This window comes from Rhodohalobacter sp. 614A (assembly GCF_021462415.1).
Classification (GTDB): Bacteria; Bacteroidota; Rhodothermia; order Balneolales; family Balneolaceae; genus Rhodohalobacter.
In genome coordinates this window covers 1,761,428-1,776,469 of record NZ_JAKEDS010000001.1, presented here as the reverse complement: position 1 = coordinate 1,776,469, position 15,042 = coordinate 1,761,428, and the positions used below count along the sequence as shown (strand labels likewise).

13 protein-coding genes are annotated in these 15,042 nt (G+C 44.4%); 1 reads left to right on the top strand and 12 read right to left on the bottom strand.

Features of this window, described 5'->3' with window-relative positions; all coding sequences use genetic code 11:
• Positions 1-2 precede the first annotated feature (2 nt).
• The 3 genes from L0B18_RS07170 to L0B18_RS07160 are packed head-to-tail and all read right to left on the bottom strand — an operon-like array spanning position 3 to position 3,802.
• Positions 3-995 carry a LacI family DNA-binding transcriptional regulator gene (locus L0B18_RS07170; protein ID WP_234570778.1) on the bottom strand — a complete coding sequence of 331 codons (993 nt, stop codon included), beginning with the start codon at positions 993-995 and terminating at the stop codon, positions 3-5.
• Positions 996-1,024: 29 nt separating this feature from the next.
• Positions 1,025-2,416 carry a 3-keto-disaccharide hydrolase gene (locus L0B18_RS07165; protein WP_234570776.1) on the bottom strand — a complete coding sequence of 464 codons (1,392 nt, stop codon included), beginning with the start codon at positions 2,414-2,416 and terminating at the stop codon, positions 1,025-1,027.
• 54 nt (positions 2,417-2,470) lie between these two features.
• Positions 2,471-3,802, bottom strand: coding sequence for a Gfo/Idh/MocA family oxidoreductase (locus L0B18_RS07160; protein WP_234570774.1), 1,332 nt, complete (start codon positions 3,800-3,802; stop codon positions 2,471-2,473).
• A 125-nt stretch (positions 3,803-3,927) separates the two neighbouring features.
• On the opposite strand from L0B18_RS07160, the gene uxuA reads away from it, so the two are divergent.
• Positions 3,928-5,118: a mannonate dehydratase gene (gene uxuA, locus L0B18_RS07155; protein WP_370647533.1), complete on the top strand. Its 1,191-nt coding sequence runs from the start codon at positions 3,928-3,930 to the stop codon at positions 5,116-5,118.
• 132 nt (positions 5,119-5,250) lie between these two features.
• Here the strand turns inward: uxuA and L0B18_RS07150 are convergent, their stop codons facing one another.
• The 9 genes from L0B18_RS07150 to L0B18_RS07110 form a co-directional block, all read right to left on the bottom strand.
• Positions 5,251-6,678: a Gfo/Idh/MocA family oxidoreductase gene (locus L0B18_RS07150; protein ID WP_234570770.1), complete on the bottom strand. Its 1,428-nt coding sequence runs from the start codon at positions 6,676-6,678 to the stop codon at positions 5,251-5,253.
• Between the two features lie 113 nt (positions 6,679-6,791).
• Positions 6,792-8,198: a glucuronate isomerase gene (uxaC, locus tag L0B18_RS07145; protein WP_234570768.1), complete on the bottom strand. Its 1,407-nt coding sequence runs from the start codon at positions 8,196-8,198 to the stop codon at positions 6,792-6,794.
• A complete protein-coding gene (locus L0B18_RS07140; protein ID WP_234570766.1) occupies positions 8,195-9,226 on the bottom strand; it encodes a sugar kinase in 1,032 nt (343 codons plus the stop codon). The genes uxaC and L0B18_RS07140 overlap by 4 nt, the downstream gene beginning before the upstream one ends.
• A gap of 6 nt (positions 9,227-9,232) precedes the next feature.
• Positions 9,233-9,871, bottom strand: a complete 639-nt coding sequence (locus L0B18_RS07135) for a bifunctional 4-hydroxy-2-oxoglutarate aldolase/2-dehydro-3-deoxy-phosphogluconate aldolase (RefSeq protein WP_234570764.1) — start codon at positions 9,869-9,871, stop codon at positions 9,233-9,235.
• Positions 9,872-9,891: 20 nt separating this feature from the next.
• Complete coding sequence (locus L0B18_RS07130) at positions 9,892-10,674, bottom strand: SDR family oxidoreductase (protein WP_234570763.1); 783 nt, start codon at positions 10,672-10,674, stop codon at positions 9,892-9,894.
• A gap of 3 nt (positions 10,675-10,677) precedes the next feature.
• Positions 10,678-12,201, bottom strand: coding sequence for a tagaturonate epimerase family protein (locus tag L0B18_RS07125; RefSeq protein ID WP_234570760.1), 1,524 nt, complete (start codon positions 12,199-12,201; stop codon positions 10,678-10,680).
• An 11-nt stretch (positions 12,202-12,212) separates the two neighbouring features.
• Complete coding sequence (locus tag L0B18_RS07120) at positions 12,213-13,508, bottom strand: TRAP transporter large permease (RefSeq protein ID WP_234570758.1); 1,296 nt, start codon at positions 13,506-13,508, stop codon at positions 12,213-12,215.
• A complete protein-coding gene (locus L0B18_RS07115; protein WP_234570756.1) occupies positions 13,508-14,017 on the bottom strand; it encodes a TRAP transporter small permease in 510 nt (169 codons plus the stop codon). Before L0B18_RS07115 ends, L0B18_RS07120 begins: the two co-directional genes overlap by 1 nt.
• On the bottom strand, positions 14,010-14,993 hold the full coding sequence (locus L0B18_RS07110; protein WP_234570754.1) for a TRAP transporter substrate-binding protein: 984 nt from the start codon (positions 14,991-14,993) through the stop codon (positions 14,010-14,012). The genes L0B18_RS07115 and L0B18_RS07110 overlap by 8 nt, the downstream gene beginning before the upstream one ends.
• Between the last annotated feature and the right edge of the window lie 49 nt (positions 14,994-15,042).

Here is a 15,042-nt window from a genome sequence, read left to right as displayed (position 1 = left end):
ATTTAGCTGATTATTTCTGAAGTTAACTGGATAATTTCAGGAGATGGTTTTGATTTGGCATTCATCTCTTTGATGATTTGCTCGAACGCCCTTCGTCCAAGTTCATAGGTTGGCTGTTCAATACAGATGAAGGGATTCGCCAGGTGTTTGTTAAACTCGCTACTTCCGAAAGCCAGGATTGGTATTTCCCCGGGATCTATTCCATGATCTTTCATGTACTCAAGAGCCCCGAGCGCCACAGGATAAGTAACGGCAAAAATTGCCTCCGGTTTACCATATTCTTTTAACAAACGTTCAAATCCTGCATATCCATCTTTTTCATTAAATCCGCCTTCCACTATGGCTTGGGGCGGCATATGAATCCCTGACTCTTTCAAAGCCTCCAAATATCCGGCCTTTCTCTCCCTCCCAATTTCAACATGCTCATACCCTGAAAGATGGGCGATTTTCTGAACCCCACTATTAATGAGATGAAGGACGCCCTTTTTGGTACTCTCATAATTATCAACGCGAAGATATGTAAATCCGGAATTGGCAAATCCCCTGTCAAAGAAAACCAAATCAATTCCCATTTGGCGAACAATCTCAAAGCGATCCGGGGTTCTTGTCTGTTCTGTGATGGAGACCAATAGCCCGTCTACACGCATATTGAGCATCGACTCGATGTGCTTCTTTTCGAGTTTTTCATTTTCAAGTGAGATTCCCAAAACTACTTCATATCTACTCTGGTTGGCCATTCTATAAATCCCTTCCACAATAGATGCGAAGAAGGAATTGGCCATTTTGGGTATAATAACACCAATAAGCTGAGATTTTTGAGAGGTAAGAGATCGCGCTACCAGATTGGGACGATACCCCATTTCACGGGCAACGCGTTTAACTTTTTTACGGGTCTCTGCCGAGATATCAGGATGATCGCGAAGAGCTTTTGATACACTTACTTTCGTAAGGTTCAGCTTCTCCGCGATATCGATCAGACGTACGTTTTTTTTCATGCGATCACTTTGTTGATGGTGATCAAATTCTATAGTTCCCTGATTTTGATGCTCCGGAATGAGACCCGGTTTCCATGATCCTGCAGAAGAATATGGCCTGTTTTGGCTTCACCAAAATTTTCATAAACATTGTATTTACTTTTCTGAACCAAATTGCGGTAAATCTGAGAGCCGCGTTCATACTCCACAACTTTGATGTTATTCAGCCAGTGTTCCACATGATTTCCCTTCGCTACAATTCTTGCCTTATTCCATTGGCCAATTCCTTTAAATCGAATGTCATCTCTGTCTCCTTCGGATAAATTCGTAGCAGTAATCATATCATATAACGAACCTACCGTTCGGTTGCCGGCAACGCCCATTTTCGCATCAGGGTGATTATCGTTATCAAGAACTTGAAATTCAGGACCGATTTCCGAGCCGCTTCCGGGATTCAAACCCTCCATCACAAAATATTTGATACCACTGTTTGCACCTTCTGTGATCTTAAATTCAACCTCGAAAATAAAATCACTGAACTCCTGTTCCGTAACAATATCTCCAAAAGGCGACTCTGTGCCATCCGATTCAATAACCGTAAGCGTGCCATCTTCAACAACCCAGCCCCGGTCCGGGAATTCCCCGCCATTTGCCTGTCGCCAGCCATCTGTGGTTTCGCCATCCCAAAGAAGCCGCCAGCCGTGCCTTTTTTCAGTCTCAGTGAGTGTATTGGCAACCCAATTGACTATTTCCGCGCCCGGATCATCCTTCATTCGGTGTTCCCCGAGGTTTTCCGTCATGATTTTCACGTCCCGCCATTGTACTGTAGCGCCGTCCAATTCCTCATCGTTGATGCTGTGAACTTGCAGTGCAATGAATCCTTCCGCAGTCATATCGTCGTACAAATTTGTACATTGAACACCGTTTACCCAGGTCTTGATCTCATTCCCGACCGCTTCCACGCGATAGGAATTCCACAGTCCATTCTTAAAGGCATTGCTACACCTTTTATTATCGGTGACAGGATAAAGCCATCCTCTTCGGGCTTCATCATAAAGCCCGCCACTCCACGCGCGATCAGACGGGTCAATCTCCACCTGGTAACCGTGAACACGGCCGTTCATATAATCATCAGTACTCAGACTTCTGATCTGGACGCCGGAGTTTAGCCGGGGATCCACTTTTACGTCAAACTCCAGGATAAAATCCCCATAGGTTTCCTCTGTGGTCAGAAACGTATTGGGTGTGTCCATCTGGGCGATTCCGGTAATCGTACTGCCGTCAACCTGATACTCGGCATCTCCATTCAGTTTTGTCCAGCCGTCAAGATTTTCGCCGTTGAACATAGGCTGCCAACCCTGATCTTCCTGAGAACAGGCCTGAATGGGTAGTAAAAGCACTATTAATGAAAGGGTAAGTAAACTTATGGTAGTTTTTTTCATGATTGTTTTAAGCTAAAATGAAATAAAAATTAAAAGCCTCTCTTCAAAGGAAGATTACATTTTCGGTTCCCAGCCCGGTTCGTAGTCCCGGCCCCAGTATTGCATAGCATTTGGGTTGTCCAGAATTCTTCCGGTGGAGGGATCTATATTTAAATCGCTGTCCGAGCGGTAAGCAATGTTTGCAAGGTGACACAGATGCGTACTTTTTGCTCCCAGCTCCACAGGTGAAACCGGATCTGCCTGGCCACGAATTGCATCAAAGAAATTGCCAACATGTGCGGTTGACATATCTCCACCGCCACCCAGTGCCGTCCCAGACTCTGATCCTCCGGATGCTTCCGCGCGTATCAGGTTTCCACCACGGTCAAACAGCTTGTACAAAGAACGGTCTACCCAAACGGTGCCTTCTGTTCCGTAAATAATGGTGCCACGGCCTCCGTCGTACGTATTAAAACCGTTTCGGCTTTTTCCATCCCAGTTAATCACCCGATCATCCGGAAAATAATAAGTGGCGTACATGGTGTCATACATTTCCCAGCCATCATCCGGATAATGATTTTTAAATGCTTCTGCAGACACTTTCTCCGGATAATCGGCCTGAAGCGCCCATCGGGCTACATCCAGTTCGTGAAGAGCGTTGTTGCCGCTTTCGGCCGTTCCATAATCCCAGCCATACCAATGCCAGTTGTAATTCCAGGTATCATGTGTGTAGGAACGCCTTGGAGCCGGCCCCTGGAACAGATCCCAGTTCAGGTCAGCCGGTGGAGCCTGCTGCTTTTGATTCGGCACTCTGCCACGCTGATTGGTATAGAATGCCACAGCCTTGTATGGCCGACCGATAACTCCATTGTGAATTTCTTCAATAATTTTTTTGGTGTGAGAAGACGAACGTTGCTGGTTCCCCATTTGCAGCACACGATTATATTTCTGCTGCGCCTGAATCAGGTACTCACCCTCGGCCGCATTATGAGTCAGCGGCTTTTCCACATACACGTGTTTTCCCACTTCCATTGCCATCCATGCGGCCGGGCCATGCCAGTGATCAGGAGTCGCAATAAATACGGCATCTACATTGCTGTCATCCAGGGCCACCCGAATATCTTCAATGCCTTCAGGTTTGTAGTCCAGGCGATTTCCAAGTTCGGCAAAAACTCTGTCTCGCTGACTTTTCTTCACATCACAAATATAGGCAAGTTGCGAGTTGTACGTCTCTCCAATACTATCGTAATAAGCCGGTACACGTCGTCCGCATCCCATGAATACTACATTCAACCGATCATTCGCTCCGATTACCCGACCGTAACTCTTCGCTGATAATCCCAAAGCAAGTCCTCCTGTGGCCAGTGCCGTTGTTTTAATAAAATCCCGTCTATTAAGAGAAGTCATATTTTTTCAATTATATTATGGTATTTACTTTACCGGTTAAGAAGAGTAATCTAATGAACCATAATCTAACGTTCAAGCAACGAAAATATCCAGGGAATAAAATTTAACACAATAACAAAATGAAAATGCAATTTGAGCACACATGGCGGTGGTTTGGGCCATATGACACAACCTCACTTGAAGCCATTAAACAAACCGGAGCAACGGGAATTGTAACAGCTCTTCATCATTTGCCAATCGGTTCGGTTTGGACGGTTGATGAAATCAATTCTCACAAGAAGAAAATTGAAGATGCCGGCTTTCGCTGGTCGGTTGTTGAGAGCGTTCCGATTCATGAGGATATCAAACGGCACACCGGAAAATTCAATACGTATATTGAAAACTATAAACAGACTCTTAGAAATTTAGGAACGTGCGGAATTGATACGGTTTGCTATAATTTTATGCCTGTTTTGGACTGGACCCGGACGGATCTGCAACACCTCTTGCCAGACGGTTCAACGGCTTTACGATTTGATGAAATTGCCCTTGCTGCTTTTGATCTGTTCATTTTGAAAAGAGAAGGGGCCGAGAGCGAATATTACCCGGACGTCATCAAACCCGCTCAAGATTTCGCAGAGAAACTGGATGAAAGTGAAAGAGAGAAGCTGACTAAAACTATTCTCGCCGGATTGCCGGGTTCTGAAGAAGGTTATTCATATGAGGAGTTTCGGGAAATGCTGAAGACTTATGACGGAATCACAGCCACGGACCTTCAATCAAACCTGATCTATTTTCTCAGGGAAATTATTCCGGTGGCTGAAGAAGCGGGAATTCGAATGGCCATTCATCCGGATGACCCGCCCTTTCCACTGTTTGGTTTGCCGCGGGTTGTAAGTACAGAAGAACATGCCAGAACTTTGATTGAGGCGGTAGATTCTCCAAATAACGGGCTGACATTTTGTACCGGATCGTATGGTGCCAGAGCTGATAATGACTTGCCAAAAATGGTTGAATCATTAGGACACCGTATCAATTTTGTTCACCTGAGAAGTGTGAAGCGTGAGTCCGGAAGATCATTCCATGAAGCCAATCATTTGGAAGGCGATGGAAATTTAGCACAAGTCATGAAAGCCTTAATCCTGGAACAACACCGCAGAAAGAATGAAGGGCACACAGATTTGAATATTCCTTTTCGTCCCGATCACGGACATCAAATGCTGGACGATCTTGAAAAAGAAACATTCCCGGGATACTCTTGTATTGGCCGAATGCGGGGACTGGCAGAATTGCGCGGATTGGAAATTGGGATTCGAACTGCGTTAGAACTGGAATAAACGACGGTCACTCAACTGCAGATTATGAAACTTTCCAGTTAATGAAGAAGAATCCCGAGGTTAAAGCGCATTCTATGAACCATGAGATTCTTCATTCGTTTTACTTTTTCAGCACAACTCTACTTTCACATCCTACTTCATTCTTGTGGGATGTGGTTTTAATGTAGTCAAATCCTCTATACGCACCGGTTTTCCGGATTTGATACTGTTTCGTGCAGCAATTCCGATCAGAATTGACATGGCGCCGTCACGACTACCGGCAGCCAGGTTGAGTGGATCTTCCTCTTCTGTATCTCTGAAAATCTGGTTTTGAAGACGGGTATCTCCACCGCCATGCCCTTCTCCGCTTTGGCGTACTTTAATGTGCTCGTAATCTGATGCAAAATTATCCATCACCATAATCTCTTCGAAATCAGTCGCTTCATCAATCTCTTCCTGTGACATCTCCTGGGAATGCAGAGCACTTTGATCGACTTTTTCCTGCTCTCTCCACGGAATTCCATGCCAGGCGTCAATCCGCCCGTCAAAACCATTGAAGCCAATTTTCATTCCCTCGTAGGGCGAATAGGTTGTAAGGGAATACGTAACCTGAACGTCGTTCGCATACTTAATCTGAACGGACATCTTATCATAAATATCTATTTCGTGTCGCCAAAGACAATCGTCCCGCAGATATCCGTCATGGTGTTCATGATCTACATACAAGTCCATCAGAAAATTATCCTGAGTAATGTCCCAGTAATAATCGCAGTTTTCCTGGTGAGGACAGCCCCGGCATTTATTCCCCCGGAAAGAGTTATTACTTCCATAATGCTCCAATGCTCCTTCAGCATAAACTTCTACCGGGTCGGAATTCAGCCACCAGTTCAACAGATCAAAGTGATGAGTGGCCTTGTGAACCAGAAGCGATCCACTGCTTGCTTCAATGCCGTGCCAGCGCCGGAAGTAAGAAGCACCGTGATAAACATTCAGATACCAGTGAAAATCCACCGATGTAATTTTCCCAACCCGCTGGTTCATCAGCAACTCTTTTAATCTTGTATGATGCGGGCTGTACCGATAATTAAATCCTACAATCAGTTCTCCTTCCGATTCTTTCTCGGCATCCAGAATGGCCTGGCATTTGAACTCATCGGTAGTCAATGGCTTTTCGGTAATCACATCAATATTTCGTTTCAAGCCATTGATGATAAATTGGTGATGAGTGGCATCCACCGTCGTTACAATCAAAAGATCCGGATTTGTGGTATCCATCATCTCATCAAAATCGGTAAAAGTCGGGCAGTTTGTACCAATAAACTGTTTGCCAAATTCCAATCGTCCGGGGTTGATATCGCACAAACCGACAAACTCAATCACATCGCCATATTGTTCCTGAAGTCTTTGTCCCCAAAAGGTAATCCCCCGAATACCGGTACCCACCAAAGCAACCCTTCTTTTGTTGAAATAGCTGAGCGGTTTGCTGATTTGTGAAAATGCCGGCCCCGCAATCAATGCTCCCCCTACTGCGGCTCCGGTTGATTTTAAGAATTGCTTCCTGGTATAGTGATCTTTTTTCATGGCAGTTATTATTTAGGTAGCTGATTAATAAAACTCCGTTTATACCGATAAAACAAATGCTAAAGCAGTTATTTTAAAAAAGTTATCCCATGTAAATTCTATGCTTTTAGCTTTTAATATCTAAAAAAATCTCTGGCGTTCTGATAACAAACCTTCTGAACAATTTCCCCAATTAGTTCTATATCGTTGGGGATCAATCCTTGTTCAATATCATCTCCCAGTATATTACAGAGAACGCGTCGGAAATAATCGTGTCGTGAATACGATAAAAAGCTTCTTGAGTCGGTGGTCATACCAATAAACTCGCTCAAAATCCCCATGTTTGAAAGTGACTCAATTTGCCGTTCAATACCATCTTTCTGATCCATAAACCACCATGGCGGTCCATGCTGCAATTTTCCCGGAACCGTTCCATCCTGGAAGTTTCCGATCATCGTTGCAAAAAGTTCGTTATCTCTTGGGTTGTTATTGTAAAGAGCTACTCTCGGAAGATGATCCTCCGCATCCAGCCGATCCAGAAGTTGCGAGAGCGGCCGCGCCATTTCAAAATCCCCGATAGAATCAAATCCCGTATCGGGGCCAAGAGTCTCCATCTTTCGAGAGCTGTTATTTCGCAGAGCGCCGACATGAAGTTGAAAAACCCACTCTTTTTCAGCATCCATCAACCCGCAGTAATAGAGAAATGCAGATTTAAATGCACGAACATCATCTTCGCCAACCATGATTCCCTGCATTACTTTCGAAAAAATGCTTTCAAGCTCATGATCGGTGAACGGATCCGAATAGGGCTCATCCACTCCATGATCAGATGCCCGACAACCGAGTTCATCAAACTCATCATGCCGAAGTTTCAAAGCATCCAAAAAATCACTGAAGGTTGTTATGGAGTAATCGGAAGTTTTTTCAAGTTTTTTGACCCACTTTTGGAACTCTTCTCCATTCTCAATCTGCATTCCCCGATCCGGACGAAACGTAGGAACCATTTTAAAACCTGTTCCCTCTTCACGTTTAAACTTTTTATGATGTTCGAGGTTGTCAGTCGGGTCATCTGTGGTTGCCACCACTTCCACTTTATTTCGATTAATGAGTCCCCTGGTGGAGCATTCCGGCTGTTGAAGCATCTCGTTGCACTCTTCCCAAATCGATTCGGCAGACTCTGCATTGAGCAAGCGGGTTATCCCAAAGGGATTCTTCAGCTCCATATGTGTCCAGTGATATAACGGATTTCTGATCGTTTTTGGAACCGTCTCCGCCCATTTCAAAAACTTTTTTTTGTCGGATTTATCGCCTGTGATATACGATTCATCCACACCACAGGTTCGAAGAGCACGCCATTTATAGTGATCACCATCCAACCAAATGTGCGTCAGGTTTCTGAAGTTGATGTCTTCTGCAATCTCTTCCGCCGGCAAATGACAATGATAATCGATAATTGGCAAATGCACTGCGTAATGATGATATAACTCCCGGGCTGCTTTGTTCTGAAGAAGAAAATCACTATGGATAAATTCTTTTCTCATCTCTCTACCCGGCCGGAACCGCCACTTTTTACCAGTTTCTCAACCTCAGCTTCACTCGTTAAGTTGAAATCACCCGGAATTGTGTGTTTCAGGCAGGATGAGGCCACTGCAAATTCAAGTGCATCCTGTGAATTGGATTTCGTTATCAATCCATGAATCAGCCCGGCTGCAAACGAATCTCCACCGCCAACACGATCTACAATATCAATCTCATATCTTGTGGACCGCACAGGGCTTTTGCAATCTTTATCGTCGTGTAACATCGCACTCCAGCCGTTCATACTTGCCGAAAAACTTTCCCGTAAAGTGATCGCAACCGTATCAAATCCGTATTCTTTTTTCAGAGATCGCGCCAGTGTTGAATATCCTTCGTTATCCAGTTCGGCGCCTTCCACGTCGGTTTCACCGGCTTCAAAACCAAGACTTTTTTGTGCATCTTCTTCATTTGCGATGCAGACATCCACATATTCCATCAACGGATTCATTGTGGCCTGAGCTTCTTTTTCGGTCCAAAGTTTCGATCGAAAATTGAGATCACAGCTCACCGTTACTCCCGCTTTTTTGGCGGCTTTACATGCTTCAACCACAGCTTTTCGAGGTTTTTCTCCCAAAGCGGGGGTGATTCCCGTCCAGTGAAACCAATCTTTTTCTTCGAAGATTGCATCCCAATCAACCATACTTGAATCCATTTGGCTGACGGCAGAATCCGCCCGGTCGTATATCACTTTTGAGGGACGCTGACTTGCGCCACTTTCCAGAAAGTAAATTCCCAGACGATCTCCACCGCGAACAATGTAATCTGTATTTACACCATATCTCTGAACGGCATAAAGAGCTGAATCTCCGATTTCATTGTTCGGCAATCGTGATACAAACCAGGCTTTGTGGCCAAATACCGCCAGTGAAACAGCAACGTTGGCCTCCCCGCCGGCATACCGGGCTTCATAAATATCTGTAGAAATAAATCGTGAATGTCCCGGTGTGGAAAGCCGAAGCATAATCTCACCAAATGTTACAATTTGTCCCATAATATGTTATTCAACTCCTAAGTTTGACATCAAAATTTCTGCGTTATTCCGGATGGTGTTGTAATCGCCTCGTTTAATCGCTTCCTTGTTCACAAGTGCACTTCCGATTCCCACAGCACAAGCACCGGCTTTAATCCATTCGCCGCCATTTGTCAGGGTCACACCGCCCGTCGGCATTAATTTTAAATGTGGCAATGGCGCTTTCACCGCTTTGATAAAATCCATTCCCACAATATCTGCCGGAAATACTTTAATGATATCCGCGCCCCATTCCCACGCCTGCTGAATTTCCGTGGGTGTAAATGCTCCCGGCATGACCGGAACACCCAATTCATTTGCCTTCTCAATAATTTCTTTTTTCATGATCGGGCTGACCACATACTTTGCTCCGGCTTCCACAGCCTGTTCGGTCATTTTTGCGTCGGTAACGGAGCCGACTCCCATCACAAAATCATCCGCACTTTTCGCCACTGCTTTTCTGATTAATGAGATGGCGTTCGGTACCGTCATCGTAATTTCTGCCACCCGAACACCACCCTCATATAGTGCATCCAAAACAGGATCTACCATATCCGGTTCCGGCAGACGAATAACGGCTACTGCTTTAAACTTTTCAATCGCTGATAAAACTTCTTCCTTGTTCACGTTTAACTTCCTTTTTTGATTTAAATTGACATCGCTGTAAACCCACCATCCACTGTAATAATGGCTCCCGTTACAAATGAGGCTGCTTTTTCGGAGGCAAGCCAAATGACTGCTCCTGCAAGTTCTTCGGGTCTCCCAAATCGTTTGACCGGTGTGTGTCTCATAATTGACTCCACACGCTCTTCATCAAGAATTTTTTTATTCTGTTCCGCAGGAAAAAATCCTGGTTTGATGGCATTCACCCGAATATTCTGTGGTGCCCATTCGCGAGCCATGTATCGGGTCATTGTATCAATTCCAGCTTTCGAAACACTGTATGTAAAAACACGGGTCAGGGGAATTTCTGATGAAGCCGATGTAATATTTATAATGCTGCCACCTTCACCCTGATCCATCATATATTCTGCGGCAATCCGGCTGGCTAGAAAAACTCCTTTCATGTTGATATCCAGAATCTTATACCATTCCTCTTCGGTGATTTCCATAATATCTGTTGTGGAATTCACTCCCGGTGCATTTACTAAAATGTCAATGCTGCCCCATTCTTCATTTATTTTTTTAAACGCATCGCGGAGTGACGATTCATCCCGGACATCTGCTTTGGCAACCATCGCCGTTCCACCGGCTTTTCGTATTTCTCCGGCCTGTTCTTCTGCGCCTTCTTTGCTTCCGCTGTAGAGAACGGCCGTTTTAGCACCGGCTTCAGCAAGTGCCTGGGCCATCTTTCCGCCCAAAACTCCGCTGCCTCCGATCACGGCCGCAACTTTTCCTTCAAGACCAAATAAATCGGTCAAATAACTCATAATTTATTGTTTAAATGGTTTTAAATGTTTGATAAAATGTTTCTCGAGATTCGCTTCATACAGATTCTCATTCTCTGTAAGTGACTTCATAAGCCGCTCTTTAAATGTTTCCGCTGTCGGATCTGATCCCGACAAAACCGACCCGAATGTTACATGCAGAACCTGTCTGGCATGATTGTCATCCAACAACGCTACAAGCTCTTCATTTTTCAGATGATCAGGATTCGGAATTTGACTCACATCTGCTGAAATGTGATAGGTTTTTTTATCCTCATCAAATCTGCTTAAAGAAAATTCGAGAATTTCTTTGAAAAGATCAGGATTTACTTCGGCAATAGTACGCAATGCTTCGAGATAACTGGTTCCGGCCGTTTTTACGTGAACGGTTCCTGAATCTATAGATCCAATGGCTTCATACACTGAAAATTTATCGCTTCCGGAATGAATACTGAGCTTGTATCCGCCAAACTTCTCTGCAATGGCAAGATGCAGTTCGTACTCTTCGCGGAATTGTTTTAGATCACCTTTGAAGTCAATTCCTTTTTCAAAATCACCGCAAAACCGTGGAGCAAGGCTAACCAGGTCAATTCCCAAGCGACTCATTTCTGCGGCAATCAGATAATGTTCAAAAGGTGTGGTTGGCTGATCCGTTTCATCAACAGAAAGTTCAAATTCAGCCGGATGTTCGGGATACGTTTCTTTCAAATAATCCACCAGCTTTTTGGTGTGGACAATCACGTTTCCGTACTTCACCATTCCGGTTAGTACTTCTTTCTCGGATGGATTCAGAATTTCACCGTTCCGAAGAGGTAATGAGGTTCTAAAATAACTTAAAAGATGTACATCCGGCTGAACGCCTAAAGCATCCCATGGAAGTTTTTTAAACTGATCTTGAAGTTCCTCCAAATCCATTCCAACAGCATCATTTACCACAAAATCGCTCGGATCGATGGTGAACATCGTATAACCGGCTTTTACCATCCGGTCGATATCATCCGTGGTTTTGAGGTGGTCGGCATCGGCTCCGAATCCTTCCGTAAATCCTTCCTGAAAAACCGCCCAGCTTGCCGCGTCCAGAACTTCGTCGGCGGTTCGTTTGGTCCGCTCAAGTTCCCGAATAGATTGCTGAGCCAGAACAGGTTGAAACTCTGAATTCATAATTGCACGAAGATGGGCTGGCCCGGCGTTTCCAAGACGATCTCCCAACCCGTATGAATCAACTTTTCCAATCAGAACCGGATTTGTAAAATGGAATTTGGAACGTAAAACTACTGCATTCTCATGGGTTAGTTTACATTTCAAAAAAGTCTGGGAGTGTATCGTTTGAATCTCTCCGGTAAATCCCGATTCATTGAGATCTGCTTCATCACTCATCAATATGAGGAATTTTTCGAGACCATCCTTAATCAGGAAAAAGCAGTAACCGTTCTGGTAATGAAGAGAATTATCATAGACCAAAACACTATCAAAGTAGTCTAATACCTCCCGGCACTCTTTATTTGTATTTTTTTTCTTTTGATTATTCATTTTTTGATGAATTAATAGCCAAACAGATCAGGCAGGAACATCGTGATTTCAGATACATAGGTTACGATCAGCAGTGAAATGATCATAGCGGCAAACAACGGCAGCAGAGGTTTTATCACCCTTGTGATGGATATTTCTGAAATTCCGCATCCCACAAAAAGTACGCTTCCAACCGGTGGTGTACAGGCACCAATACAGAGGTTCAGGATCATGATGATTCCAAAGTGAACGGGGTCGACTCCCATCTCTACGACGAGTGGTAAAAAAATCGGCGTGAAAATAAGAACGGCAGGCGTCATGTCCATAAATATTCCAACCGCCAACAGAATGATGTTGATGATAAGCAAAATAACGATGGGGTTATCGCTCAAAGCAATCAGGCTTTCGCTGATGATGAGTGGAATATTTTCATAAGACATAATCCATGACATTGCCATAGATGTTGCAATCAAAATGGCAACAATCGCTGTTACGTTACAGCTCGAAAGAAAAACCTCCTTCAACTCTTTCAAATCCACGCCTTTGTAGAAGAAGGATAATATCAGTGCGTAAACAACGGCAATGGCTGAAGCTTCGGTTGCCGTAAAGATTCCAATTACGATTCCTCCAATTACCAAAATCACCAAAAAAAGACTTGGCAGTGCGTCAACAAACTTTCTGAATGCAACTTTAAAAGAAACTTTCCCGCTTATAGGATAATTTCTTTTTACGGCGAAATAACCTGAGACAAACATCAGGGATAATCCAACTAAAATTCCGGGAAGGTATCCCGCCAAAAAGAGTGCTGCAATGGACGCGCCACCACTGGCTAAAGAGTAAATAATAAGAATGTTGCTTGGCGGAATAATCAAACCTGTAGTGGAAGACGTGATGTTGAGAGCTGTTGTAAACTCAATATCGTACCCTTCTTTTTTCATTTGAGGCCCCATAAATCCACCGATTGCAGAAGCCGTGGCTACCGCAGATCCGGAGATGGATGCAAACAACATCGCGGCTACAATTTGAACGTAAGCGAGTCCGCCGGGCAGCATTCCCACAACCGATTTTGCGAAATCAATCAGGCGCCGGGCAATCCCGCCCTGGTTCATAATCTGCCCGGCGAGAATAAAGAACGGGATAGCAAGAAGCGCAAAACTGTCGAGACCGGTAGCCATTCGCTGGGCAACGGTGGTAATGGCCGGATCAAATGGAATGCTAACCAACATCGTAAAAAGAGTGGCTATGCCAATACAAAATGCAATGGGTACTCCAATCAAAAGCAGAAAAACGAAACTGATTATGAGCACTAAAATTCCGGTTATTTCCATCAGACAACCTCATCCATTTGTTGCTTTATTTCCTGCGGGCCTTCGTTTACGATCTGGCGAATAAAATCAAGGGCATAGATCACAATCAATACGCCGCTTAAAGGCAGGGCAAAATAGACGTAGGCCAGCGAGATTTGAAGCGATGCCGAAAGTTGGTTCAACTCCCAGGTTAACTGCACGAGATACCAGCCTCCAAAAATCAGAACAATCACCGAAAAGAAAATGACAAAAGAGTGAATGACAAGTTCCATCCAGTATTTGACTTTGCCTGTGGCCTTATCCGTAAACAGATCAAATGCCAAATGCATTTTTCTTCGATAAGCGTAAGCCGATCCCAAAAGTCCAATCCAGATTAAGAGATATCTTGCCACTTCTTCCGAAAATGAACTCGCCTCTCCCAACAAATAACGTGAGATAACCTGCCAGGTCACATCCACAACCAGCACGGCCATCAGCGTAACCATAAACCATTCCAGAAATTTGTCGATAATCGAAATCAGTTTATTCATTGGCAAGTTCCTGGATTCGTTGAATGTAAGAGTTCAGCTCCTCATCCTGTTCATATTCATCGTAGATTGGCTGGAGTTTTTCCCGGAATGGTTCTTTATCCGGATAGACGATTTCCATCCCTGCTTCCTGAACAGCTTCCATAGCTTCATTTGTGGATTCTTCCCACAACTTTCGTTGATAAATGGCCGATTCCTGAGCCGCATTCTGAAGGATTTCTTTCTCCTCATCGGTTAATCGCTCCCATGTAAACCGGCTGGCAAAAAGCATGTCGGGAACAGCTGTATGTTCGTCCAGGCTGTAATAATCCACAACTTCGTAATGCCTTGTCAGATGAAGGCTCGGAGGATTGTTTTCAGCCCCATCAACTATTCCCTGTTGAAGAGCCGTATACAGTTCACCAAATGAAATTGGAGTCGCTGAACCACCCAGCATATTTACCATCCGCAGAGAAGCCGGGCTTTCCTGAACACGAATTTTCATGCCTTCTAAATCATCAGGATGCCGAATCGGCCGATCTTTGGTATAAAAACTTCGTGTTCCGGCATCGTAATAAGTAAGTCCAACAAGCCGAATATTTTGTCCCGCTTCCAGTAATTCGCGGCCGATTTCACCATCGTAAACGGCAAATCGATGCTCCTTATCCTCAAAAAGAAATGGTACACTAAAAATTTTATAAAGCGGCTCAAACCCTTCAATCACACTGGAAGAAACTTTGGTGATATCCAGACTGCCAATTTGCAGCAACTCCAGAAGCTCCCGTTCGGAACCCAACTGCTGGCTTGGATAGATATCAATTCTCATCTTCCCATTGGATTCTTCATGAACCCGTTTGGCCATAAATTCCATAGCTTTGTGAACGGAATGGGTGTTATCGAGGCCGTGGCCTAATTTTAGTACACGAACATCACTCTCACTCCCACAAGAAAACAGAAAGAGGGATAAAACCGACAGAATGAATATGGCAGATCGTCTCATTTGAATTAAACACTCCCGTAAATTAACCGGTTAAGTAATCTTTATTCTA

Excerpts from the sequence above, each read along its gene's own strand:
- L0B18_RS07120 (WP_234570758.1), bottom strand. The coding sequence starts at position 13,508 with ATGGAAATAACCGGAATTTTAGTGCTCATAATCAGTTTCGTTTTTCTG.
- uxaC (WP_234570768.1), bottom strand. The coding sequence starts at position 8,198 with ATGAGAAAAGAATTTATCCATAGTGATTTTCTTCTTCAGAACAAAGCA.
- L0B18_RS07170 (WP_234570778.1), bottom strand. The coding sequence starts at position 995 with ATGAAAAAAAACGTACGTCTGATCGATATCGCGGAGAAGCTGAACCTT.
- L0B18_RS07130 (WP_234570763.1), bottom strand. The coding sequence starts at position 10,674 with ATGAGTTATTTGACCGATTTATTTGGTCTTGAAGGAAAAGTTGCGGCC.
- L0B18_RS07110 (WP_234570754.1), bottom strand. The coding sequence starts at position 14,993 with ATGAGACGATCTGCCATATTCATTCTGTCGGTTTTATCCCTCTTTCTG.
- L0B18_RS07140 (WP_234570766.1), bottom strand. The coding sequence starts at position 9,226 with ATGGGACAAATTGTAACATTTGGTGAGATTATGCTTCGGCTTTCCACA.
- L0B18_RS07165 (WP_234570776.1), bottom strand. The coding sequence starts at position 2,416 with ATGAAAAAAACTACCATAAGTTTACTTACCCTTTCATTAATAGTGCTT.
- L0B18_RS07150 (WP_234570770.1), bottom strand. The coding sequence starts at position 6,678 with ATGAAAAAAGATCACTATACCAGGAAGCAATTCTTAAAATCAACCGGA.
- uxuA (WP_370647533.1), top strand. The coding sequence starts at position 3,928 with ATGCAATTTGAGCACACATGGCGGTGGTTTGGGCCATATGACACAACC.
- L0B18_RS07125 (WP_234570760.1), bottom strand. The coding sequence starts at position 12,201 with ATGAATAATCAAAAGAAAAAAAATACAAATAAAGAGTGCCGGGAGGTA.
- L0B18_RS07115 (WP_234570756.1), bottom strand. The coding sequence starts at position 14,017 with ATGAATAAACTGATTTCGATTATCGACAAATTTCTGGAATGGTTTATG.
- L0B18_RS07160 (WP_234570774.1), bottom strand. The coding sequence starts at position 3,802 with ATGACTTCTCTTAATAGACGGGATTTTATTAAAACAACGGCACTGGCC.